Annotated in this window: 23 protein-coding genes and 1 pseudogene; 17 read left to right on the forward strand and 7 right to left on the reverse strand. The window is 73.6% G+C overall.

The window, feature by feature from the left end:
* Positions 1-19: 19 nt before the first annotated feature.
* Positions 20-766, forward strand: coding sequence for a class I SAM-dependent methyltransferase (locus BM051_RS00830; RefSeq protein ID WP_092526401.1), 747 nt, complete (start codon positions 20-22; stop codon positions 764-766).
* Between the two features lie 29 nt (positions 767-795).
* Here BM051_RS00830 and BM051_RS00835 read toward each other — a convergent pair whose 3' ends face one another.
* Positions 796-1,431 carry a PadR family transcriptional regulator gene (locus BM051_RS00835; RefSeq protein WP_092526404.1) on the reverse strand — a complete coding sequence of 212 codons (636 nt, stop codon included), beginning with the start codon at positions 1,429-1,431 and terminating at the stop codon, positions 796-798.
* Between the two features lie 120 nt (positions 1,432-1,551).
* Between BM051_RS00835 and rlmN the strand changes: the two genes are divergently transcribed.
* Together rlmN and BM051_RS00845 are read left to right on the forward strand one after the other, a co-directional pair.
* A complete protein-coding gene (gene rlmN, locus BM051_RS00840) occupies positions 1,552-2,673 on the forward strand; it encodes a dual-specificity RNA methyltransferase RlmN (protein WP_092526407.1) in 1,122 nt (373 codons plus the stop codon).
* Positions 2,674-2,782: 109 nt separating this feature from the next.
* Entirely contained in the window at positions 2,783-3,640 is an 858-nt protein-coding gene (locus BM051_RS00845) for a class I SAM-dependent methyltransferase (protein WP_092526410.1), read from the forward strand.
* A 4-nt stretch (positions 3,641-3,644) separates the two neighbouring features.
* Here BM051_RS00845 and BM051_RS00850 read toward each other — a convergent pair whose 3' ends face one another.
* Positions 3,645-3,914, reverse strand: coding sequence for a DUF2631 domain-containing protein (locus BM051_RS00850; RefSeq protein ID WP_092526413.1), 270 nt, complete (start codon positions 3,912-3,914; stop codon positions 3,645-3,647).
* 172 nt (positions 3,915-4,086) lie between these two features.
* On the opposite strand from BM051_RS00850, the gene dxr reads away from it, so the two are divergent.
* The 11 genes from dxr (at position 4,087) to map (ending at position 12,368) form a co-directional block, all read left to right on the forward strand.
* Positions 4,087-5,295 (forward strand): 1-deoxy-D-xylulose-5-phosphate reductoisomerase, encoded by a 1,209-nt coding sequence (gene dxr / locus BM051_RS00855; RefSeq protein WP_092526416.1) that lies wholly within the window; start codon positions 4,087-4,089, stop codon positions 5,293-5,295.
* Positions 5,296-5,298: 3 nt separating this feature from the next.
* Positions 5,299-6,525, forward strand: coding sequence for a M50 family metallopeptidase (locus tag BM051_RS00860; protein ID WP_092526419.1), 1,227 nt, complete (start codon positions 5,299-5,301; stop codon positions 6,523-6,525).
* A gap of 94 nt (positions 6,526-6,619) precedes the next feature.
* Positions 6,620-7,771 (forward strand): flavodoxin-dependent (E)-4-hydroxy-3-methylbut-2-enyl-diphosphate synthase, encoded by a 1,152-nt coding sequence (gene ispG, locus BM051_RS00865; RefSeq protein WP_092526422.1) that lies wholly within the window; start codon positions 6,620-6,622, stop codon positions 7,769-7,771.
* Between the two features lie 232 nt (positions 7,772-8,003).
* The gene (locus BM051_RS00870; RefSeq protein ID WP_092526425.1) at positions 8,004-8,573 is read left to right on the forward strand and encodes a Uma2 family endonuclease; all 570 of its coding nucleotides are present in this window, start codon (positions 8,004-8,006) and stop codon (positions 8,571-8,573) included.
* A 23-nt stretch (positions 8,574-8,596) separates the two neighbouring features.
* On the forward strand, positions 8,597-8,839 hold the full coding sequence (locus tag BM051_RS30425) for a hypothetical protein (protein WP_341770762.1): 243 nt from the start codon (positions 8,597-8,599) through the stop codon (positions 8,837-8,839).
* Positions 8,840-8,853: 14 nt separating this feature from the next.
* Entirely contained in the window at positions 8,854-9,444 is a 591-nt protein-coding gene (locus BM051_RS00875; protein WP_341770763.1) for an AraC family transcriptional regulator, read from the forward strand.
* Entirely contained in the window at positions 9,437-9,874 is a 438-nt protein-coding gene (locus BM051_RS00880; RefSeq protein ID WP_092526428.1) for a VOC family protein, read from the forward strand. The genes BM051_RS00875 and BM051_RS00880 overlap by 8 nt, the downstream gene beginning before the upstream one ends.
* A 68-nt stretch (positions 9,875-9,942) precedes the next feature.
* Complete coding sequence (locus tag BM051_RS00885) at positions 9,943-10,797, forward strand: GNAT family N-acetyltransferase (protein ID WP_092526431.1); 855 nt, start codon at positions 9,943-9,945, stop codon at positions 10,795-10,797.
* A gap of 30 nt (positions 10,798-10,827) precedes the next feature.
* Entirely contained in the window at positions 10,828-11,109 is a 282-nt protein-coding gene (locus BM051_RS00890) for a type II toxin-antitoxin system Phd/YefM family antitoxin (RefSeq protein WP_092526434.1), read from the forward strand.
* Positions 11,106-11,501: a type II toxin-antitoxin system VapC family toxin gene (locus BM051_RS00895; protein WP_092526437.1), complete on the forward strand. Its 396-nt coding sequence runs from the start codon at positions 11,106-11,108 to the stop codon at positions 11,499-11,501. Before BM051_RS00890 ends, BM051_RS00895 begins: the two co-directional genes overlap by 4 nt.
* A 9-nt stretch (positions 11,502-11,510) precedes the next feature.
* Positions 11,511-12,368: a type I methionyl aminopeptidase gene (gene map / locus BM051_RS00900; RefSeq protein ID WP_092526440.1), complete on the forward strand. Its 858-nt coding sequence runs from the start codon at positions 11,511-11,513 to the stop codon at positions 12,366-12,368.
* Positions 12,369-12,426: 58 nt separating this feature from the next.
* Here the strand turns inward: map and BM051_RS00905 are convergent, their stop codons facing one another.
* Positions 12,427-13,107 carry a FadR/GntR family transcriptional regulator gene (locus tag BM051_RS00905; RefSeq protein ID WP_092526444.1) on the reverse strand — a complete coding sequence of 227 codons (681 nt, stop codon included), beginning with the start codon at positions 13,105-13,107 and terminating at the stop codon, positions 12,427-12,429.
* 96 nt (positions 13,108-13,203) lie between these two features.
* Between BM051_RS00905 and BM051_RS00910 the strand changes: the two genes are divergently transcribed.
* Entirely contained in the window at positions 13,204-14,472 is a 1,269-nt protein-coding gene (locus BM051_RS00910) for a CynX/NimT family MFS transporter (RefSeq protein ID WP_243859277.1), read from the forward strand.
* Positions 14,473-14,496: 24 nt separating this feature from the next.
* Here BM051_RS00910 and BM051_RS00915 read toward each other — a convergent pair whose 3' ends face one another.
* The 3 genes and pseudogenes from BM051_RS00915 to BM051_RS00925 form a co-directional block, all read right to left on the reverse strand.
* Positions 14,497-15,894, reverse strand: a complete 1,398-nt coding sequence (locus tag BM051_RS00915) for a mycothione reductase (RefSeq protein ID WP_092526450.1) — start codon at positions 15,892-15,894, stop codon at positions 14,497-14,499.
* A gap of 114 nt (positions 15,895-16,008) precedes the next feature.
* Positions 16,009-17,547, reverse strand: a pseudogene (locus BM051_RS00920) (cobyric acid synthase); the annotation flags it as partial.
* Positions 17,548-17,550: 3 nt separating this feature from the next.
* Positions 17,551-18,420 (reverse strand): M15 family metallopeptidase, encoded by an 870-nt coding sequence (locus BM051_RS00925; protein ID WP_243859278.1) that lies wholly within the window; start codon positions 18,418-18,420, stop codon positions 17,551-17,553.
* Positions 18,421-18,728: 308 nt separating this feature from the next.
* Between BM051_RS00925 and BM051_RS00930 the strand changes: the two genes are divergently transcribed.
* Both BM051_RS00930 and BM051_RS00935 read left to right on the forward strand, forming a co-directional pair.
* Positions 18,729-19,511, forward strand: coding sequence for a S1 family peptidase (locus BM051_RS00930; protein ID WP_092526459.1), 783 nt, complete (start codon positions 18,729-18,731; stop codon positions 19,509-19,511).
* Between the two features lie 32 nt (positions 19,512-19,543).
* Positions 19,544-20,014: a GNAT family N-acetyltransferase gene (locus BM051_RS00935; protein WP_092526462.1), complete on the forward strand. Its 471-nt coding sequence runs from the start codon at positions 19,544-19,546 to the stop codon at positions 20,012-20,014.
* Here BM051_RS00935 and BM051_RS00940 read toward each other — a convergent pair.
* Positions 20,011-21,210 (reverse strand): 8-amino-7-oxononanoate synthase, encoded by a 1,200-nt coding sequence (locus BM051_RS00940; RefSeq protein WP_092526465.1) that lies wholly within the window; start codon positions 21,208-21,210, stop codon positions 20,011-20,013. The genes BM051_RS00935 and BM051_RS00940 overlap by 4 nt on opposite strands.
* Positions 21,211-21,232 lie beyond the last annotated feature (22 nt).

Consider the following 21,232-nt stretch of genomic DNA (forward strand, 5'->3'; position numbering starts at 1 on the left):
TGAATATGCTGGTCACGTGATGAGGTTCGGCCGCAAGGTGGACGTGCTGCCCAGTCCCAACATCTGGTACCACCCTCGGGACTACGAGCGGGAGAACCGGGCACAGGACGTGCACGGGGTGATCTGGCGGGTGCTGCGCGAGGAGTGCGACTGGGCCGGCCGCGACGTGCTGGACCTCGGCTGCGGCGACGGCTTCCACCTGGCCCGGTTCGCCGAGACGGCCCGATCGGTGGTCGGCGTGGAGCCACACCCCCCGCTGGTCGAGCGGGCCAGGGACCGCGCCGCCGGGCTGGACATCGTCGAGGTGCTCCGCGGCGCCGCCCAGCGGCTGCCGCTGCCGTCGGCGCACGTCGACCTCGTGCACGCCAGGACCGCCTACTTCTTCGGTCCGGGGTGTGAGCCCGGTCTGCGAGAGGCCGACCGAGTGCTCCGACCGGGCGGCCACCTGGCCATCGTCGACCTCGACGTGCGGCACGGGCCCTACGGCGACTGGATGCGCGCCGACCTGCCCCGGTACGACGCCGCGGCCGTCGACCGGTTCTTCACCGAGCAGGGGTTCCGCTGTCGCAGGGTGGAGACCCGGTGGCGGTTTCCCGACCGGGAGACCCTGGAGTCGGTGCTGCGCATCGAGTTCAGCGGGCCGGTGGCCGAGCGGGCGATCGCCGAGACCGTTCGGCGCAACGGGGGCGCCCGCCGCGAGCTGACCCTCCCGGTCGGCTACCGGATCCTCGTCCGGTCCCGGCCCGCCGGCCTCCTGAGCCCCTGAACCCCTGAGCCCCTGAGCCCCGTGCCCGGTCAGGTCTCGTCCGCGGCCGGCTCGTCGATGGGGTCGTCGATCTCGCCGAGAATCCCGTACAGCGCCCGCCGAGCCTCGTTGACCACGGTGACCGCCTTCGCCTTCTGGCCGGCGGTGCCCACGGCCGACACCTGGTGCAGCGCGCCCATCAGCGCGCCCGCGGCCTTGCGCAGCTCGACCTCCCGCGGGTCGACGTCGTGCGCGATGTGCTCCCACGGCGGCGTGCTGTCCAGTTCCGCGGCGGCGGTGTGTCCCGCCTCGGTGAGCTCGAACCGGCGCTTGCCGCCGTCCTCGGTGCTGCGCACCAGTCCCTCGTCGGCGAGCAACTGCAGCGTGGGGTAGATCGAGCCGGGGCTCGGCCGCCACAGCCCGCGGCTGCGCTCGCCGATCTCGCCGATGATCTCGTAGCCGTGCCGGGGTTGCTCGGCCAGCAGGGTGAGGATGGCGGCGCGGACGTCGCCGCGCCGGCCGCGCCGGCCACCACGGCCGCGCCGCCCGCCGGGCTCGTGGCCGGGGTGGCCCCACTCGGGTGGGAACGGGCGGAACCCGCCGTGCCGGTGCGGAACGTGTGGACCGTGGCCCTGCCGGCGTGGGTGACGGTCCACGAGGGACCGGTCGAATCGTGCCCTTCTCATGTCGTTCATCCTTTCTCGTAGCATCACGACACGTCGACGATATATCGGAAACAGTCGGATGGCAAGTCCGGTCGGGACACGGGGGCGCGGACCGGCGCCCGTGGGACACTGGGAGGTGCTATGACTGCCCTCCCCCTCGTCTTCGACGCACCGCGCCGTGGCCTGCCGCCGCGGCACCTCGCCGACCTCACCTCCGCCGAGCGCGCGGCGGCGGTCGCCGAACTGGGGGAGCGGCCGTTCCGGGCCAAGCAGCTGTCCCACCACTACTTCTCCCGCCTCACCGTCGACCCGGACGCGATGACCGACATCCCGGCCTCCGCCCGGCGCCGGCTGGCCGACACGTTGCTGCCGCCGCTGCTCACCGAGGTGCGGGCGGTGGCCTGCGACGGCGGCAGCACCCGCAAGACGCTGTGGCGGGCGCACGACGGCACGCTGCTGGAGAGCGTGCTGATGCGTTACCCCGACCGGGCCACCCTGTGCATCTCCAGCCAGGCCGGCTGCGGTATGGCCTGCCCGTTCTGCGCGACGGGGCAGGGCGGGCTCGACCGCAACCTCTCCACCGCCGAGATCGTCGACCAGGTCCGCGCGGCCGCCGCGGTGATGCGCGACAACCTGATGCCCGGGCCCGCGGGCGAGCCCGGTCCCGGCCGGCTGTCGAACATCGTGTTCATGGGGATGGGCGAGCCGCTGGCCAACTACAACCGGGTGGTCGCCGCGGTGCGGCGGATCACCGACCCGGCGCCGGACGGCCTCGGCATCTCGCAACGGTCGGTGACCGTGTCGACGGTGGGCCTCGCGCCGGCCATCCGCCGGCTGGCCGACGAGCGGATGCAGGTCCGGCTCGCGGTGTCGCTGCACGCCCCGGACGACGAGCTGCGCGACGAGCTGGTGCCGGTGAACAACCGCTGGCCGGTCGCCGAGGTGCTCCGCGCGGCGCGATACTACCTGGACACCACCGGCCGGCGGGTGTCGATCGAGTACGCGCTGATCCGGGACATGAACGACCATCCATGGCGGGCGGACCTGCTGGCGAAGGTGCTGCGCGAGCACCTCGGGCACCTGGTGCACGTGAACGTGATCCCGCTGAACCCGACGCCGGGCTCGAAGTGGGACGCCAGCCCGAAGCCGGTCGAGCGGGAGTTCGTGCGCAGGGTCAACGCCGGCGGGGTGGCCTGCACCGTACGGGACACCCGCGGCCAGGAGATCGCCGCCGCCTGCGGCCAACTCGCCGCCGAGGCCTGACTGCGCCGGCACGTGTCCCGGCGCCGCCGGAAGGCCACGATCGGAGAATCGGTGTGCGAGCGCGCCGGTGCCTTCGGTAGGGTCCCGCCCGCGGACGAAGGGGGAGGCGATGACCGAGAGCATCGGGGTGCGGGTCGACCCCGCCAACAGTGACCAGTTGCGGGCCTGGGACGGCGCCACGGGCGCGTACTGGGCGGAGCGCGCCGAGCGGTTCGACGAGGGCGTCGCCGAGTACCAGGGCCCACTGCTCGACGCGGCGGCCGTCGACACCACGGCGCGGGTGCTCGACGTCGGCTGCGGCAGCGGCCGGCTCACCCGCGACCTGGCCACCCGTGCGACCGCGGGATCGGCACTCGGCATGGACCTGTCCGCGCCGATGCTCGAACTCGCCCGCGGGCTGGCGGAGCGCGAGCGGCTGGCGAACGTCACGTTCCAGCAGGCCGACGCCCAGGTCCACCCCTTCCCCGACGAGCACTTCGACCTCATCGCCAGCCGGCACGGGGTGATGTTCTTCGGCGACCCGCGCACCGCCTTCGCCAACCTCGCGCGGGCCACCCGCCGTGGTGGGCGGCTCGTCCTGCTGACCTGGCAACCGCCGGAGCGCAACCCGTGGATCGGCGCCTTCCGCGCGGCGCTGGCCGCCGGCCGGGAGCTGCCCCCGCCGCCGACCGAGGCGCCCAGCCCGTTCTCGCTGAGCGACCCCGACCAGGTCCGTGGGCTGCTGACCTCGGCGGGGCTCACCGAGGTGCGGCTGCGCGGCCTGACCGCGCCGATGTACTTCGGTCGCGACGTCGACGACGCCGCCCGGTTCGTCACGGGGCAGCACGCCGGGATGCTCGAGGGCCTCGACGCCGCTGGCAGGGCCCGCGCGCTCGACGATCTGCGGGCCACCCTGGCCGACCACCGGACCGAGCGGGGAGTGCGCTACGACTCGGCGTGCTGGCTGGTCGAGGCGCGGCGCCCCTGAACGGTCAGCGCCGCCAGGACAGCCGCTGCTTGCGGATGTCCATCAACAGCAGGCCGGCCAGGCCGACGGCGAGGCCGATGAGCCACACGTTCTCGGTGTTGTTCTCGTGGTTGCCGATCAGCATGACCAGCAGCCCGAAGACGGTGAACCAACCGGCGATCCGGGACGCCTTGGGGAACTCGCCGTGCCAGCCCCACTCGGCCGACGGCTCGTCCCGCGGGTCCACCGTGCGCACGCCCGCCTGCCGCCGCTTCTCGACCGCCTTGCCCGCCACGAGTTCCCTCCACACCGACTCGCCCGACCTGATCCGCCCCCCGCGCCCACTCGGCCGCCTCGCCGACGCGTGCCCGGGCCCGAGGGCTCACCGGGATGATTCCACACCGCAAGGGAGTGCCCGCGCCGCCCCGGCCGTGGCGATGGCGACAATCTGGCGACAATGGTCGGCGATGGACGCGAAACGAAGCGTGCTGGTGCTCGGCTCCACGGGCTCGATCGGCACCCAGGCACTGGACGTGGCCGCGCGCAACCCCGACCTCTTCCGGATCGCCGGCATCGCCGCCGGCGGGTCGGACCCCGCGGCCCTCGCGGCGCAGGCCGTGGCCTTCGGTGTCGACGCCGTGGCGCTGACCCGGCCCACCGCGGTCGAGGACCTGCAGCTCGCCCTCTACGCGGAGGCGCAGCGACGCGGCTACGCCCGCGGGGAGTTCCGCCTCCCGCGCATCCTCGCCGGCGCCGACGCGGTGCTCGAGCTGATCGACGCCGTGCCGGTCGACGTGGTGCTCAACGGGCTGCCCGGCGCGCGTGGCCTCGCGCCGACCCTGCGCGCGCTCGGCACCGGCGCCAGCCTCGCGCTGGCCAACAAGGAGTCGTTGATCGCCGGCGGGCCGCTGGTACTCGCCGCCGCCAAGCCCGGGCAGATCGTCCCGGTGGACTCCGAGCACTCCGCGCTGGCGCAGGCGCTGCGCGGGGGGCGCGCCGAGGAGGTCGACAGGCTGGTGCTCACCGCCTCCGGCGGACCGTTCCGCGGCCGGAGCCGGGCCGAGCTGGCCGGCGTGACCGCCGAGGAGGCGCTCGCCCACCCCACCTGGGTGATGGGCCCCCTGGTGACCGTCAACTCGGCGACGCTGGTGAACAAGGGCCTCGAGCTGATCGAGGCGAGCCTGCTGTTCGGCATCCCGGGTGAGCGCATCGACGTGGTCGTGCACCCGCAGTCGGTCGTGCACTCGATGGTGACCTTCATCGACGGCTCGACCATCGCCCAGGCCAGCCCGCCGGACATGCGGCTGCCGATCGCGCTGGCGCTGAACTGGCCGGACCGGGTGCCGGGCGCCGCGCCGGCCTGCCGGTGGGACACGCCGGCGGCGTGGACGTTCGAGCCGGTGGACGACGAGGCGTTCCCCGCGGTGAACCTCGCCCGGCACGCCGGCACGGAGGGCGGCTGCCTTCCGGCGGTGTTCAACGCGGCCAACGAGGAGCTGGTGGCCGCCTTCCTGGCGCAGAACACCCGCTTCACCTCCATCGTGGACACTGTTGCCAGGGTGGTGGACGCCGCCGACCAGTGGCGCCGCGAACCACGCGACATCGACGACGTACTCGCCGCGGAGCAGTGGGCCAGGGCCCGCGCCGCGGCCGAGCTCGGCCGGGAGGGGAAGTAGCGGGTGCTCGCCTACATTCTTGGAGTCGTGCTGTTCGCGCTGGGCATCTGCGTGTCCGTCGCGCTGCACGAGGCGGGCCACATGCTCACCGCCAAGGCCTTCGGGATGAAGGTCCGCCGCTACTTCGTCGGGTTCGGGCCGAAGGTGTTCTCCTTCCGGCGCGGCGAGACCGAGTACGGGCTGAAGTGGATCCCGCTCGGCGGGTTCTGTGACATCGCCGGGATGACCGCGCTCGACGAGGTGACCCCGGACGAGGCTCCGCGGGCGATGTGGCGGTTCAAGGTCTGGAAGCGCACGGTCGTGCTGGCCGCCGGCTCGGTGACTCACTTCGTCCTCGGCTTCATCGTGCTGTACCTGATGGCCATCTCGATGGGCCTGCCGAACTTCCTCGGCACACCGCACGTGGCGGCGCTGTCACCGTGCGTGCAGGACGCCCGCACCTTGGAGGAGTACCGCAACCCGGACTGCCGTCCCGACTCGCCGGCACCCGCGGCGGCCGCGGGGGTCCAGCCCGGGGACGTGATCGTCGCGGTCGCCGGCCAGCGCACCCCGACCTTCACCGACGTGATCCGCGAGGTGCAGGGCTTGTCCGGCCCGACCACGATCGAGGTCCGCCGGGACGGTGAGGTCGTGCCGCTCCGGGTGGACGTCACCCAGGTCACCCGGCCCGTCCCGGACCCGAGGAACCCCGAGGGGCCGCCGCGGATCGAGGAGGTCGGCTCGATCGGGGTCAGCTTCCCCCGGGAGTTCGAGTACGGCCCGCTCGCCGCGATCGGCGGCACGCTCGGCTACTCGGGCGACATGTTCGCGGCGACCTGGCAGCGGCTGCTCGAGCTCCCCGAGCGGCTCCCCGCGGTGGTGAAGTCGATCTTCGGTGCGGAGCGCGACCCGAACACCCCGGTGAGCGTCGTCGGGGCGAGCCGGATCGGCGGCGAGGCGGTGGAGCACGGCCTGTGGCAGCTGTTCCTGTTCCTGCTGGCCAGCCTGAACTTCTTCGTCGGCGTGTTCAACCTGCTGCCGCTGCTCCCCCTCGACGGCGGGCATATCGCGATCACCTGGTACGAGCGGGTCCGCGACTGGATCCGGAAGCTGCGCGGCAAGGCCGCCGCCGGCCCGGTGGACTACGCCAAGCTGTCCGCGGTGACGATGGTGCTGGTGGTGATCGGCGGCACGTTCATGCTGCTCACGATCACCGCCGACATCGTCAACCCCATCCGCATCATGGAGTGACCCGCGTCGCGGCCTCCGCTCGGACCACCCGCGGGGCTCGAGTGGCGCCGGTATCGTGGGCTTGTCGCATTCCAGACCGGTTGCAGAGGACCCGATGACCGTCGCACTTGGTATTCCCGCCATGCCGCCGCCGGTGCTCGCCGAGCGCCGCAAGACCCGTCAGCTCATGGTCGGCCCGGTGGGGGTCGGCAGCGAGCACTCGATCTCCGTGCAGTCGATGACCACCACGGTCACCGCCGACGTCAACGCGACCCTGCAGCAGATCGCGGAGCTGACCGCGGCCGGCTGTGACATCGTCCGGGTGGCCTGCCCGAGCGCCGACGACGCCGAGGCGCTGCCGGCGATCGCGACGAAGTCGCAGATCCCGGTGATCGCCGACATCCACTTCCAGCCGAAGTACGTGTTCGCCGCGATCGAGGCCGGGTGCGCGGCGGTGCGGGTGAACCCCGGCAACATCAAGAAGTTCGACGACAAGGTCGCCGAGATCGCGCGGGCGGCGAAGGACCACGGCACGCCCATCCGCATCGGGGTCAACGCCGGGTCGCTGGACCCGCGGATCCTGAGCAAGCACGGCAAGGCCACCCCCGAGGCGCTGGCGGAGTCGGCGCTGTGGGAGGCCGGCCTGTTCGCCGAGCACGACTTCCACGACATCAAGATCTCGGTCAAGCACCACGACCCGGTCACCATGATCCGCGCCTACGAGATTCTGGCCGAGCAGTGCGACTACCCGCTGCACCTCGGCGTCACCGAGGCCGGACCGGCGTTCCAGGGCACGATCAAGTCCGCGGTGGCCTTCGGGGCGCTGCTGCGGCAGGGGATCGGCGACACCATCCGGGTGTCGCTGTCCGCGCCGCCGGTGGAGGAGGTCAAGGTCGGCAGCCAGATCCTGCAGTCGCTGAACCTGCGGCCGCGGAAGCTGGAGATCGTGTCCTGCCCGTCGTGCGGGCGGGCGCAGGTCGACGTGTACAAGCTCGCCGACGAGGTCACCGCGGGGCTGGAGGGCATGGAGGTGCCGCTGCGGGTCGCGGTGATGGGTTGCGTGGTCAACGGGCCCGGTGAGGCCAGGGAGGCCGACCTCGGCGTGGCGTCCGGCAACGGCAAGGGCCAGATCTTCGTCAAGGGCGAGGTGATCAAGACCGTGCCCGAGCACAAGATCGTGGAGACGCTGATCGAGGAGGCCATGCGCATCGCCGAGGAGGCCGGTGAGGCGGACGGCGGCGGCGAGCCGGTGGTCACCGTCGGCTGATGCCGTTCGAAGTTCGACATCTACTCCTTCGGCGAGCTCACCACCGGTCCGCACACCGGTGAGCCGCAGCGGAGACGCCGCGGGGCATCGAGGGGGCACCGAGCTGCTGGGCACCGAGATGGCCTCGGTAGTGCGTCGCGAGATCGCCGGCAGGGAGGACCGCGGAGCTGAGGCGTCGTCACCGGTGCCGGCTATCCTGATCGACGGTCGTGAGCGGGGAGGAAGTGGACCGATGAGCGCCGTGACGGTGGACACCGGCCCGAGCTGGGACTACTTGCTGGAGACCTGGCGGGAGCTGACGGTCCCGGAAGGCTGGCGGCCGGAGCTCACCGTCGAGGGGATCCACATGACGCCACCGCCCGGGGGATCGCACAATCTGATCGCCGGCCGGGTGAACCGCGCACTGCTTCCTGCTATGCCCGAGGGTTGTGAGTTGTTCCAGCCCCAGGGCGTGGGCATCCGTGAGGTCAACGCGATCTACGTGCCGGACTTCTGCGTCGCGCCTCGTGACGTGATCCCCCGCAACGCCGACCCGGTGCCGGCCGAGCACGTGTCGCTGGCCGTCGAGATCACCTCTCCGGGCAACGCGGAGCACGACCGGCGGAAGAAGAAGTGGGCCTATGCCCACGGCGGGATCCCGCGGTACCTGTTGATCGACGAGTTCGACCAGGAAGGCCCCGCGGTGTCACTGTTCACCGAGCCGGTCCAGGGCGTCTACAGTCGGACGCTCCGGGTCCCGTTCGGGCAACCGATCCGGATCGGCGCGCCGTTCGACGTCGAGCTGGACACCTCAATGTTCTGAGACCGAAGGCCGGTGAGGCCGCGATGGCCGACGACGAGTTCGTCACCCGGGCTCCGCACCCGGCGCTGCGGCACCTGGTGAACCGCTACATCGGCTACCGGAGGTCAGCGGTCCCGATGGCCGTGCACCGCGGCCTGCCCAGCCGGCACGTCACCCTGATCATCAGCCTGGCCGACCCGATTCGGATGCTCCGGCTGCCCGATCCGAGCCGTCCGCCGGGCCGCCTGCGCGCCCTGGTCGGCGGCATGCACGCGGCACCCATCTGATCGGGCAGGACCCGGTGCAGGAGGGCGTTCACCTCGAGCTGAACCCGCTGGGCACCCGCGGGCTGCTCGGGATGCCGGCCGCCGAGCTCGGCGGCCGCGTCGTCGATCTCCGCGACCTCGGCCCGCCCCGGTTGGCCACGTTGCCGGAGCGGCTCGCCGCCACCACCGGCTGGTCCCGCCGGTTCGCCGTGCTGGACGACGTGCTGCGGGCCGAGCTGACCGAGGCGGGACCGCCGGTCCCCGAGGTCACCGCGGCGTGGCGGCGGCTGCTGGCCACCGGGGGCACCGCGCGCACCTCGGCGCTCGCCGACCAGGTCGGGTGGAGCCGGCGGCACCTCGGCGAGCGTTTCCGTCGAGAGCTCGGGCTGACCCCGAAGCAGGCCGCCAGGGTGATCCGCTTCGAGCGGGCCTGCGCACTGCTCTGGCGCGAGGCCACGCTGCCGCTCGCCGAGCTCGCCGTGGCCTGCGGCTACTACGACCAGGCCCACCTGACCAACGAGTGGCGCGCCCTCGCCGGCTGCTCGCCCGGTACCTGGCTGGCCGAGGAGCTCCCCTTTCTCCAAGCCGAGCCGGGCGCTCCGGCGCGAGACTGTGCCCATGACTGATGCGACCACGACCAAGGCGACCACCACCAAGGCGGGCACGACCGGCCCAGGAGTGTGGCCGGCCCTGCTGTACACCGACGCCGAGGCGGCGCGTCGCTTCCTCGTCGAGGTGCTGGGGTTCACCGAGACGATGACCGTCCACGGCGCCGACGGCACGTCCATCGCGCACGGCGAGCTGCGGTGGCCCGAGGGCGGTGGCGTGATGTACGGCTCGGCGAGCCTCTGCCATCCGGAGCGGCGGGCGCGGGCCCAGGGTGGCCACGGGGTGTACGTGGTGACGAAGGACCCGGACGCGGTGCACCGGCGGGCCGCGGCCGCCGGTGCCCGAATCGAGCGGGAGCCCCACGAGACCGACCACGGTTCGCGGGACGTCGAGATCGCCGACCCGGAGGGCAACCTGTGGGTGTTCGGGACCTATCCGGGGGCCTGACCGACCGAACCCAGCGTGTTGGGTGGGTTGGATTTCCGTGACCGCCGTTTTCTGGCAGTCTTGACCACGTGTTGCGGCTAGCTGGTGCGCGGCTGCTCGACGATCGGGACTATCCGGCGGTCCGCGCCGCTCTCGCCGCCGACCCGGTCGGCAGCTGCATGGTGGCCGCCCGGGTCGAGGTCGCCGGGCTGGAGCCGTGGCGCCTCGGCGGCGAGCTGTGGGCGACGGAGGGCCGGTCGGGCCGCGCCGGCCGGCTGCCCGGGCTGTGCTTCTCCGGCCCGAACCTCATCCCGTTGCGCGGCAACGGCGCGGCGCTGCGCTCGTTCGCCGACCGCGCCCTGCGCCGCCCGCGCACCTGCTCGTCCCTGGTGGGGCCGGCCGAGCAGGTCCTCGGCCTGTGGGACGAGCTGGCCGGCGAGTGGGGGCCGCCCCGCGAGCTGCGCCCCGACCAGCCGTTGATGGCGCTGGACGGGCCGCCGCTGCGCGCGCCCGACCCGCTGGTGCGCTCGGTGCGCCCGGACGAACTCGACCGGTACCTGCCGGCGGCCGTCGCCATGTTCATCGAGGAGGTCGGCGTCGACCCCCGGGCCGGCGACGGCGGCGCCAGCTACCGGGCCAGGGTGGCCGAGCTGATCGCCGGCGGCCGAGCGTTCGCCCGCTTCGAAGGCGGCGAGGTGGTGTTCAAGGCCGAGATCGGCGCGCTCTCGTCCAGCGTCGGGCAGATCCAGGGCGTGTGGGTGCACCCCGAGCGCCGCGGGGAGGGGCTGGGCACCACCGGCACGGCGGCAGTGGTGAACCGGCTGGTCCGCGGTATGGGCCGCACCGCGAGCCTGTACGTCAACTCCTACAACGCGCCCGCGCTGGCCGCCTACCGCAGGATCGGCTTCCACCAGGTCGGCCGCTACGCCACCGTGTTGTTCTGAGCAACCCCAGAATGTGCTACCATGTAGCACATGGATCGGATCGGCGTGCGTGAGCTGCGGCAGAATGCCAGCGTGTATCTGCGACGAGTGGCCGCGGGTGAGTCGTTCACGGTGACGGACCGCGGTCACCCCGTGGCCGAGCTGCGGCCGGTGGTGCCCCGGAGTCGGGTCGACGAGATGCTGGCGACCGGAGCGCTCCTACCGCCCGAGCGCCCGACCGGCGCGCTCAGCGGTAACCTTCCCGAGCCGCTCGACCTGGGTTTCAGCGCGTCCGACGAGCTCGCCAGGCTGCGCGACGAGGAGCGCTGGTGATCTACTTCGACGCCTCGGCCCTGGTGAAGCTGGTGCTCAAGGAGAAGGAGACCGCGGCGTTGGACGCGTGGCTGGCGGACCGTCGGGAGGTGGCGAAGGTCAGCTCGGCGCTGTGCCGCGTCGAGGTGCCGCGTGCGGTCCGGAAAGGCGGCGATGTCGCCTATCTGCGCTCCCAGGTGATCCTCGGCGACATCATGCAGTTGCCCATGACGCCGGAGTTGCTGGACGCGGCGGGATCGCTGCCAGGACCGCTTCGGTCGTTGGACGCGATCCACCTCGCTTCGGCGATGGCGCTACGCGGTGACCTGGAGGTGTTCGTCGCCTATGACCACCGGTTGCGAGACGCCGCGGAACTGGTCGGCCTCGTCACGGCCGCCCCGGGGGCGTCGTAGGGTGGAGGTATGCCCCAGCGTGCACCACTGACCCCCGGCGTGCAGTCGCCGCCCCGCCCCGTCCCACCCGCGATCGCCCATCCCGAGTACGTCGGCAAGCCCGCCCCGAAGCGGGACACCGGCAACGGCGTGCGTACCCCCGAGGTGATCGAGGCGATGCGGGTCGCCGGCCGGATCGCGGCGCAGGCGCTGGAGGAGGGTGGCAAGGCGGTCAAGCCCGGCAACACCACCGACGACATCGACAAGGTGGTGCACGAGTTCCTCCTCGACCACGGCGCCTACCCGTCGACCCTGGGCTACCGCAACTTCCCGAAGTCGTGCTGCACCTCGCTCAACGAGGTCATCTGCCACGGCATCCCGGACTCGACGGTGATCGAGGACGGCGACATCTGCAACATCGACGTCACCGCCTACATCGGCGGCGTGCACGGCGACACCAACGCCACCTTCCTCGCTGGTGACGTCGACGAGGAGGCGCGGCTGCTGGTCGAGCGCACCCAGGAGGCGCTGAACCGGGCGATCAGGGCGGTGCGCCCCGGCCGGCAGCTCAACGTGATCGGCCGGGTCATCGAGTCCTACGCCAAGCGGTTCGGCTACGGCGTGGTGCGGGACTTCACCGGGCACGGCGTCGGCCCCGCGTTCCACACCCCGCCGACCGTGCTGCACTACGAGGAGCCGTCGGTCACCACGCTGATCGAGCCGGGCATGACCTTCACCATCGAGCCGATGATCACCCTCGGCACCATCGAGTACGACGTGTGGGACGACGACTGGACGGTCACCACCAAGGACAAGCGGTGGACCGCCCAGTTCGAGCACACCATCCTGGTGACCGACACGGGCGCGGAGATCCTCACCCTCCCCTGACCGCGAGCTCGACGCTCGGGACGGCGAGCGCGCCGGAGCCTCCGCGACCGGCCGGCGATCAGCGTGCCGTCTGGTCCTGCCCGGCCAGCAGCTGGTCGAGGAAGCCGCTCGCCTCGGCCGCCGCGCGCTCCGGATCGCCGTCGGCGATGGCCCGCAACAGTCCGCCGTGCTCGATCGGCGCCGGCTCCGGGTAGGGGTCCGAGGTGGCGGCCACACTCGCCGTCACGGCCTCGGTGAGCCCCCGGTAGATCTCGGTGAGCAGCGCGTTGCGGCCGCACCGCACGACGGCGAAGTGGAACTCGGCGTCGACGCGGGCGAACTCGGCGAAGGGCCGCTCGGCGAAGATCCGGTCGCGCTCGTCGAGCAGGTCGGTGAGCAGGCGCAGCTCCTCGGCCGTGCGGTGGCGGGCGGCCAGCCGCGCGCCCTCCACCTCCAGCACCCGCCGCACCTGCAGCACCTCCCGCAGCTCCGAACCGCAGAGCCGGCGGATGGCGCCGGAGACCTCGCTGGTGGCGCGGACGTACGTGCCGTCACCCTGGCGTACCTCCAGCAGCCCGCCGTGGGCGAGCGCGCGGACCGCCTCCCGCACGGTGTTGCGGCCCACGCCCAGCCGGGCGGCCAGCTCGGCCTCCGGCGGGATCCGCTGGCCCACCGGCCAGTCGCCTTGGGTGACCGCCGCCCGAAGCTGCCCGATCACCTGCTCGACGAGTCCGGTGCGGCGCGTCGTGGCCAGTGGCACGGCGTTGTCCTTTCGTCCGTTTCCTGCTGGATGCGTGGTCGGCGACCGTGTCACACGGTGTCGTCCAGACATCCCATCTTTGGGACACTCGATGGCGTGACCGCCGAATCCTCCGTCTCCGGCAGCCAGCACACCCCCGCCATTCAACTCGGGTCGGAGGACGCGATCGAGTCCCGGGGCCAGGATGGCACCGGACGGCGCAGTGCGAGCCTGCTCTTGGCGGTCGCCGTGGTACTCGTGGCACTCAACCTGCGGCCCGCGATCACGAGTGTCGGCACCGTGCTCGGCGAGGCCAGGGACGACCTCGGGGCCTCCGCGACCTGGGCCGGCGTCCTGACCACCCTTCCCGGCCTGTGCTTCGCGGTCGCCGGGCTCGCCGCGCCGTGGCTGGCCCGACGGGCCGGCCTGGCCGCCGCGGTCGGCCTCGCGCTCACCGTGCTCGCCGCCGGTCTCGTGCTGCGCGTGCTCGACGGCCCACTGGTGGTGCTCGGCGGCACCCTCGTCGCGACCGCCGGCATCGCGCTGGCCAACGTGCTCGTCCCGGTGGTGGTCAAGGGCTCCTTCCCGGCGAGGGTCGGGCTGATGACCGGGATCTACACGGCCGCGCTGCAGGGCGGCGGGGCACTCGGCTCGGCGCTGACCCCGCCGCTGGCCGGCACGTTCGGCGGGTGGCGGGCGGCGCTGGCCGGATGGGCGCTGCTGGCGGCGGTGGCGCTCGCCGGGTGGCTGCTCGCCACCCGTGGCGGCCGGTTGCGCCCGGCGTCGACCGGCTCCGCGCCGCCGGGCTCCGCGCCGCGCCGCTCGCTGCTGCGCAGCCCGCTGGCGTGGGTGGTCACACTGTTCTTCGGCCTGCAGGCGTTGCTGGCCTACGTGGTGATGGGGTGGCTGCCCGAGGTGCTGGTCGACGCCGGGGTGAGCCGCACGGACGCCGGCCTGCTGCTCGGTTTGGTGTCGATGCTGGCCGTGCCGATCAGCCTGGTGGTGCCGCCGCTGGCTGCGCGGGGCGGCAGCCAGAGCGGGTGGATCGTCGGGCTCGGTGCGTTCGCGCTGGCCTCGCTGGTGGGACTGCTGGTGGCGCCGGGCGCCGCGCCGCTGCTGTGGACGGTGCTGCTCGGGATCGGGATGAGCGTGTTCTCGCTGGCGCTCACGACGATCGCGCTGCGCGCCAGGACGGGCGAGGACACCGCCGCGCTGTCCGGGATGGCGCAGGGGCTCGGCTACCTGTTGGCCGCGCTGGGGCCGTTCCTGTTCGGCTTCCTGCACGACCTGACCGGCGGGTGGACCGTGCCGTTCGGGATGCTGATCGCCGCGATGCTGGTGCAGCTGGTGGCCGGCTGGGTGGCGGGCCGGCCCCGGTACGTCTGAACCGGGCCACCGCCCAGCCCGAACTCAGTTGAGCGGGAGGTTGAGCAGGGCGTTCTCCACCAGCTCCGGCATCGCCGGGTGGATCCAGTACTGGCCGCGTGCCATGGTGCGCGCGTCGAGTGAGAAGCTCATGGCCTGGATGAGCGGCTGGATCAGGGTGGACGCCTGCGGCCCGATGATGTGCGCGCCGAGCAGCAGCCCGGTGGCCGGGTCGGCCAGCAGCTTGGCGAAGCCGGTGCTGTCCTCCATCGCCCAGCCGTAGGCGATGCCGGCGTAGTCCTGGGTCGCGCTGACGTACGGCACACCGCGCTCGCGGGCCTGCTGCTCGGTTAGCCCCACGGACGCGACCTGCGGCGAGCTGAACACCGCGTGCGGCACGAACCGGTGGTCGGCGGCGATCGGCTCGTCCGGGTGCAGCAGGTTGTGCTGCACCACCCGGGACTCGTGGTTGGCCACGTGCTTGAGCTCGAACGCCGAGGAGATGTCACCGAGCGCGTAGATGCCGTCCACCACGGTCCGCTGGTGATCGTCCACCACGACGTGCCCGCTGGGCAGCGTGGTCACGCCGGTGGCGGCGACGTCGAGCAGGTCGGAGTTGGGGCGCCGGCCGGTCGCCACGAGCAGCAGGTCGCCCTCGACGCTCTCCGCGCCGTCCGGCCCGGCCAGGTCGAGCGCGACCCCACCGTCCGGGGTGCGGCGGGCGCCCACCGTGGTCCGGTTCAGCCGCACGTCGAAGCGCCGCGCGGCCAGTTCGGTGAACCGGGTGCTCACGTCGACGTCCTCCGCGCGCAGCAGCGCACCGGAGCGCGCCACGATCGTGACCCGCACCCCGAACGACGCGAAGACGTGCGCGAACTCGGCGGCGACGAAGCCGCTGCCGAGGATCACCATCCGCTCGGGCAGCTCGTCGATCCGCATCACGGTGTCCGAGGTGTGGTGGGGGACGTCGGCGAGGCCGGGCACGTCCGGCAGCACCGAGCGCCCGCCCGCGGCCAGCACGAAGCGGTCGGCGGTGAGCGTCTCCGGCGGCCGGCCGTCGGCGAGGGAGACCGTGAGCTCCTTGTGCCCGGTGAACCGCCCCTGCCCCTCGTACACGGTGACGGCGGCGTTGTCCTCGTGCTCCTTCCGGTAGCGTCGGCCGCCCTCGGCGATGGGGTCGATCCGGCCGAAGATCCGGTCTCGGACGTCCCGCCAGCGCACGCCCTCGAGCCGCAGGTCGACGCCGAGCCGGGCGCCGGCCGCGGGTGCGGCGGCCACGTCGGCGGTGTGCACGAACATCTTCGTCGGGATGCAGCCGACGTTGAGGCACGTGCCGCCGAAGACGCCCTTCTCCACGATCGCCGTCTTCCAGTCGGCGAAGCGGGGGTCGAGGATCGAGTTGCCCGATCCGGTCCCGACGATCACCAGGTCGTAGTGCGGCACGCCCTCACCTCATCATCCTTTGGGCCGCACTCCTCCCGCCTGCGCTCCTTCCTCGCTGGCGCTCGGTCGATGCTCGGCGGTCGTCGCGCGGTCGTGTCCGGTCGCGGTGCGTTCGTCCCGCCCAACCCCGGGTCGGGCCGGGTTGTTCCCCGCCGTGGTCAGCCGCACCGCGGGCAGGTCGGGCGGTGCGCCGCGGTCGATCAGGTCCAGCAGCGCGGCGGTGTCCACGTGCTGCTCGATCGCGTCGGCCAGCCGGTCCAGCATGGCCTCGCGCAGCGTGCCGAACCCCGGTCCTCCTGCCGGCCGCCAGGCCACGCCCGCCTGCCCGGCCACCTCGGTCAGCCAGGCCCGCCGGAAGTCGTCGTTCTCGAACACCCCATGCCACATCGTTCCCCACACGGCGCCGCGGCGGTAGCCGTCGAGGAACGGCTCGGCCGTTCCGGTGGCCTCGGCGACGCCGTGGTGGATCTCGTACCCGGTCACCGGATGCCCGCGCCACGTGCCGCTCGGCCGGCCCAGGGTCTTCTCCCGGCGGAACCGGACGGCGGTGGGCAACCGGCCGAGCCCGGTCACCGTGCCATCGCCCGACTCCACGTCGTCGTGGATCGTGCCGGCCAGCATCTGGTAGCCACCGCAGACGCCCAGCACCGGGCGGCCGGCGGCGGCCCGCTCGGCGATCGCCGCGGCGATGCCGTGCCGGCGCAGCCAGGCGAGGTCGCGCACGGTGGACCGGCTTCCGGGCAGCACGACCAGGTCGGCCGCGGCCACCGTGTCCGGGTCGGCGGTGAAGGTCACCGACACGCCGGGCTCGGCGGCCAGCGGGTCGAGGTCGGTCGCGTTGGACACCCGGGGCAGCCGCACGGCCGCGACCCGCAGCGTGCCGCCCGGCCGCTCCTCGCGCCCTGCCCAGCCGGCGATCGCCAGCGCGTCCTCGGAGTCCAGCCAGGCGCCGGGCAGCCACGGCAGCACCCCGAGCACCGGTCGGCCGGTGAGCGCGTGCAGGGTGTCCAGTCCGGGGCGGAGCAGCTCCGGATCGCCACGGAACTTGTTCACCAGGAAGCCGGCCACCAGCGCCTGGTCCTCGGCGTCGAGCAGGGCCAACGTCCCGGCCATCGCGGCCAGCACCCCGCCGCGGTCGATGTCGCCGACCACCACCACCGGCAGCCCCGCCCGTCGGGCCAGCCCCATGTTGACGTAGTCGCCGTCCCGCAGGTTGACCTCGGCCGGGCTGCCCGCGCCCTCGCAGAGCACGATGTCGAACCGCTCGCGCAGCTCGGTCAGCGCGGCGTGCGCGGCCTCCGCCAGCGCCGCGCGCCCGGTGGTCCACTCGCCCGCGGTCAGCTCGCCCCACGGCCGTCCGCGCAGCACCACGTGGCTGCGCCGGTCGCCGCCGGGCTTGAGCAGCACCGGGTTCATCGCGGACTCCGGCTCCGCGCCCGCGGCGACGGCCTGCAGCCACTGGGCCCGGCCGATCTCCGCGCCGTCGGCGCACACCATCGAGTTGTTCGACATGTTCTGCGCCTTGAACGGCGCGACCTTGACCCCCCGCCGGGCCAGCCACCGGCACAGCCCCGCGGTGACCGTGGACTTGCCCGCGTCGGACGTGGTGCCGGCGACCAGCAGGCCGCCGCGTGCTCGCGTTCCCGTGCGCACCGCCTACCCGCCGTTCGCCGAGAAGTGCATGAGGTCCTTCGGGTCGGTCCAGGTGCCGCCCCAGGTCCAGCCGGCGGCCCTGAACGCGCGCACCGCCGGACCGCTCGGCAGCAGCATCCCCGGCCGCACCCGGCTCCGGTCGACGTAGGCCGAGGCCAGCTCGGGTAGCACCAGGTCGCCGCGCAGGTACGGGTTGCAGAAGGGGTTCACGTCGATCGCCAGCCCGTGGGCGTGGGCCGACCAGGTGGTGCGGCCCCGGACCGGGCGGCAGACGAAGGCCGACGTGTTGTTGCCGTCCCCGGTCGGCGGCGCGTCGAGCTCGTCGGCCCTGGTCACCCGCATCTCCTCGATGGGGAAGCCCGCGGCGAACAGCTCCCCGAAGATCGTGGTCACCGCCTCCGCGACCGACGCGTTGACCAGCATCTCGCCGGTGTGCGCTCGGCCGTCGAAGCCACGGAACGACATCGTGAGGTAGCGCAGGTCGGCCGCGGCCACCGGGCACTCCGGTCGCCAGCTGCTGCGGGCCAGCACGTCCGCGGGCACCGGCCGTACGGTCGCGGCGTAGCGGCCGTCCTGCGGAGGGGGCAGCAGGTCGGCGGTGGGCAGTGCGCGGTCCACCAGCTCCGGCGGGGTGGGCAGCACCTGGCCGTAGCCGTCGGGCCGCAGCGGCAGCGGGCGGGCGCCCACCCGCCAGACCGGCGCGGCGGCGGGATCGCTCGGCTCCGCCGGGGTGGTGCTCCCCGGCTCGCCGCTGGGGGTGGTCGCCGCGGGCGCGGCCTCGGGCGGCGGTGTGGACGGCACTGGCTCGGCGGTGCATGCCGCCAGCAGCGTGCCCACCGTCAGCAGGCCGACCACCGCACTCCGAGCTCCCACGCGGTCCAGCTTCGCAGAGCAACGGGCCGTCCCCGCACACCACCCGGTTCAGCGACACCGGTTCGAGCGGTTTCCGATTAGGGTTTTAGCGCCGTCGGAGCAACGCGGCACCGCCACCCGGCGCAGCCCGTGCCGGCCGGGTGGCCCGGGCCCACCGCGCCGAGTGGCCGTCCCCGGGCCGCTCCCCGGCGGGACACCGCCACGGCTCGACGCCGGCACAGCATGACGACAACAGCGTGACATCAGCACATCTCGGCATCCGCCGGCCCGCCCCCGTGGTCCGGCGCCGCAGGAAGGAACGGGAGCTCATGCCGGAGAGGTATCGGCGCAGGATCGCGGCCGCGCTCGCCCTGCTGGCCGGCGCGGCCTTCGCCCCGGCGTCCGCCGGCACGGCGGTGGGCGCGCAGCCCTTCATCGTCGGTGGCAGCGAGGTGTCCATCCGGGACCATCCCTACGCGGTGTACCTCGCCGACCGGCAGGACGCGCAGTTCTGCGGCGGTGTCCTGGTGAGCCCGGACGCCGTGGTCACCGCCGCGCACTGCGCGAAGGCCGTGGACCCTTCCGACCTGCGGGTGGTCGGCGGCCGGCAGGACAAGCGGTCGCGCGACGGCCGGCAGTCCGCGGTGAACGACATCTGGGTCGCCCCCGGGTACCGCGACCCCGGATCCGGCGGGGACCTCGCCGTGCTGCGGCTGAACGAGCGGATGCCGTACCGGTCGGCACGGGTGGCCGGGGCGGGCGACCGGTCGCTCTACGCGGAGGGCACCAAGGCGACCGTGCTCGGCTGGGGCCGGACCTCCGACGGCGGCCCGCGGTCGAACACGTTGCGGGGCGCCCAGGTGCCGGTGATCAGCGACGAGGGCTGCCGAAAGGCGTTCGGCAACTACGACGCCAGGACCATGCTCTGCGCCGGCTACCCGGACGGCGGGATCGACGCCTGCCAGGGTGACTCGGGTGGGCCGTTGCTGGTCGGCAACACGGTGATCGGCATCGTGTCCTGGGGCGAGGGCTGCGCGCAGGCGGGCAAACCCGGCGTCTACACCAGGCTGTCCACCTACTCCGACGAGATCGCGAAGCGGATCCGCGGTTAGCCGACGTGTTGCGGCCTTGCTATACACGCCGGATGAGTGAAGTCGTCGAGGATGCGCCCACCGTCGAGGTCGTCGCCGCCGCGGGCCCGGAGCTGTCCGCGGCCCAGCTGTACCGCGTGCTCCAGCTCCGGGTCGACGTCTTCGTCGTGGAGCAGGAGTGCCCGTATCCCGAGCTCGACGGCCGCGACCTGGCCCCGGGCACGACGCATTTCTGGGTGGCCGAGGGCGACGAGGTGCTCGCCTGCCTGCGGGTGCTGGCCGAGCCGGACGGCACCCGCCGGATCGGCCGGGTGTGCACCGCGGCGGCGGCGCGGGGCCGCGGACTGGCCGCGCGGCTGATGACCGCGGCGCTGGAGACGGCCGGCGCCGCGGTGTGCGTGCTGGACGCGCAGACCTACGCGGCCGGCTTCTACGGCCGCTTCGGGTTCGTGGCCGAGGGGGAGGAGTTCCTCGAGGACGGCATCCCGCACGTGCGGATGCGCCGCGTGCCCCGAACGCCCTAGCGGGCCGCCGGCGGGGCGGTGTCGGTGATGACCGAGACCGCCCGGTCGAGGTCGGCCTCGGTGAGGTCGGCGCGGGCGGTGAGCCGCAGCCGGGACACGCCGTCCGGCACCGACGGCGGCCGGAAGCAGCCGACCCGCACCCCGTGCTCGGCGCAGCGCGCCGCCCAGCCGACCGCCTCGTCCGGGCTCGGCGCGGAAACCGACACCACCGCGGCCGCCGGTGCCGTCACCGAAAGGCCCGCCGCGCCCAGCCGCGCGGACAGCTCGCCGGCGGCCGCGCACACCCTGCCGGGCAGCTCCGGCTCCGCCTTCAGCACGCCGAGCGCGGCCAGCGCGGCGGCCGCGCTGGCCGGCGCCAGCGCGGTGTCGAAGATGAAGCTGCGCGCGGTGTCCACCAGGTGGCGGATCACCCGCCGCGGCCCGAGCACCGCGCCGCCCTGCGCGCCCAGCGACTTCGACAGTGTCACGGTGGTGACCACGTTCGGCGCGCCGGCAAGGCCGGCCTCGTGCACCGCGCCGCGGCCGCCGTCGCCGAGCACGCCGAGCCCGTGCGCGTCGTCCACCAGCAGCGCGACACCGTGCTCCCGGCAGGTCGCGGCCAGCTCGCCCAGCGGCGCCAGGTCGCCGTCCACCGAGAACACCGAGTCGGTCACCACCAGCGCCCGCCGCTTGCGCCGGGTGGCCAGCGCGTGCGCCACGGCGGCGGGGTCGCAGTGCGCGACCACGGCCACGTCGGCCCGGGACAGCCGGCAGCCCTCGATCAGCGAGGCGTGGATGTACCTGTCCGTCACGATCGCCGCCTCGGCCCCGGTGAGCGCCGTCACCGCGCCGAGGTTGGCGGCGAAGCCCGACGAGAACACCAGCGCCGCCTGGGCGCCGCAGAACCGGGCCAGCTCGTGCTCGAGCTCGGCGTGCAGCTCGGTGGAGCCGGTCACCAGCCGCGAGCCGGTGGCGCCGGCGCCCCAGCGCAGCGCGGCCGCCGCCGCGGCGCCGGCCACTCGCTTGTCCCTGGCCAACCCGAGGTAGTCGTTGCCGGCGAGGTCGAGCTCGCCGGCGTCGGAGCCGCGCGGGCGCAGCCGGCGGACCAGCCCGGCGGCGGCGCGCTTGTCGGCTTCGGTGTCGAGCCAGTCGAAGACGTGCTCGGGCTCGGTCGGGACGGTGTCGGGCTTGGTGGGGGCGGAGCCGGACGTGTTCACGCCCCGCAGTCTCGCATCGGCC

Source organism: Amycolatopsis arida, assembly GCF_900115565.1.
GTDB lineage: Bacteria > Actinomycetota > Actinomycetes > Mycobacteriales > Pseudonocardiaceae > Yuhushiella > Yuhushiella arida.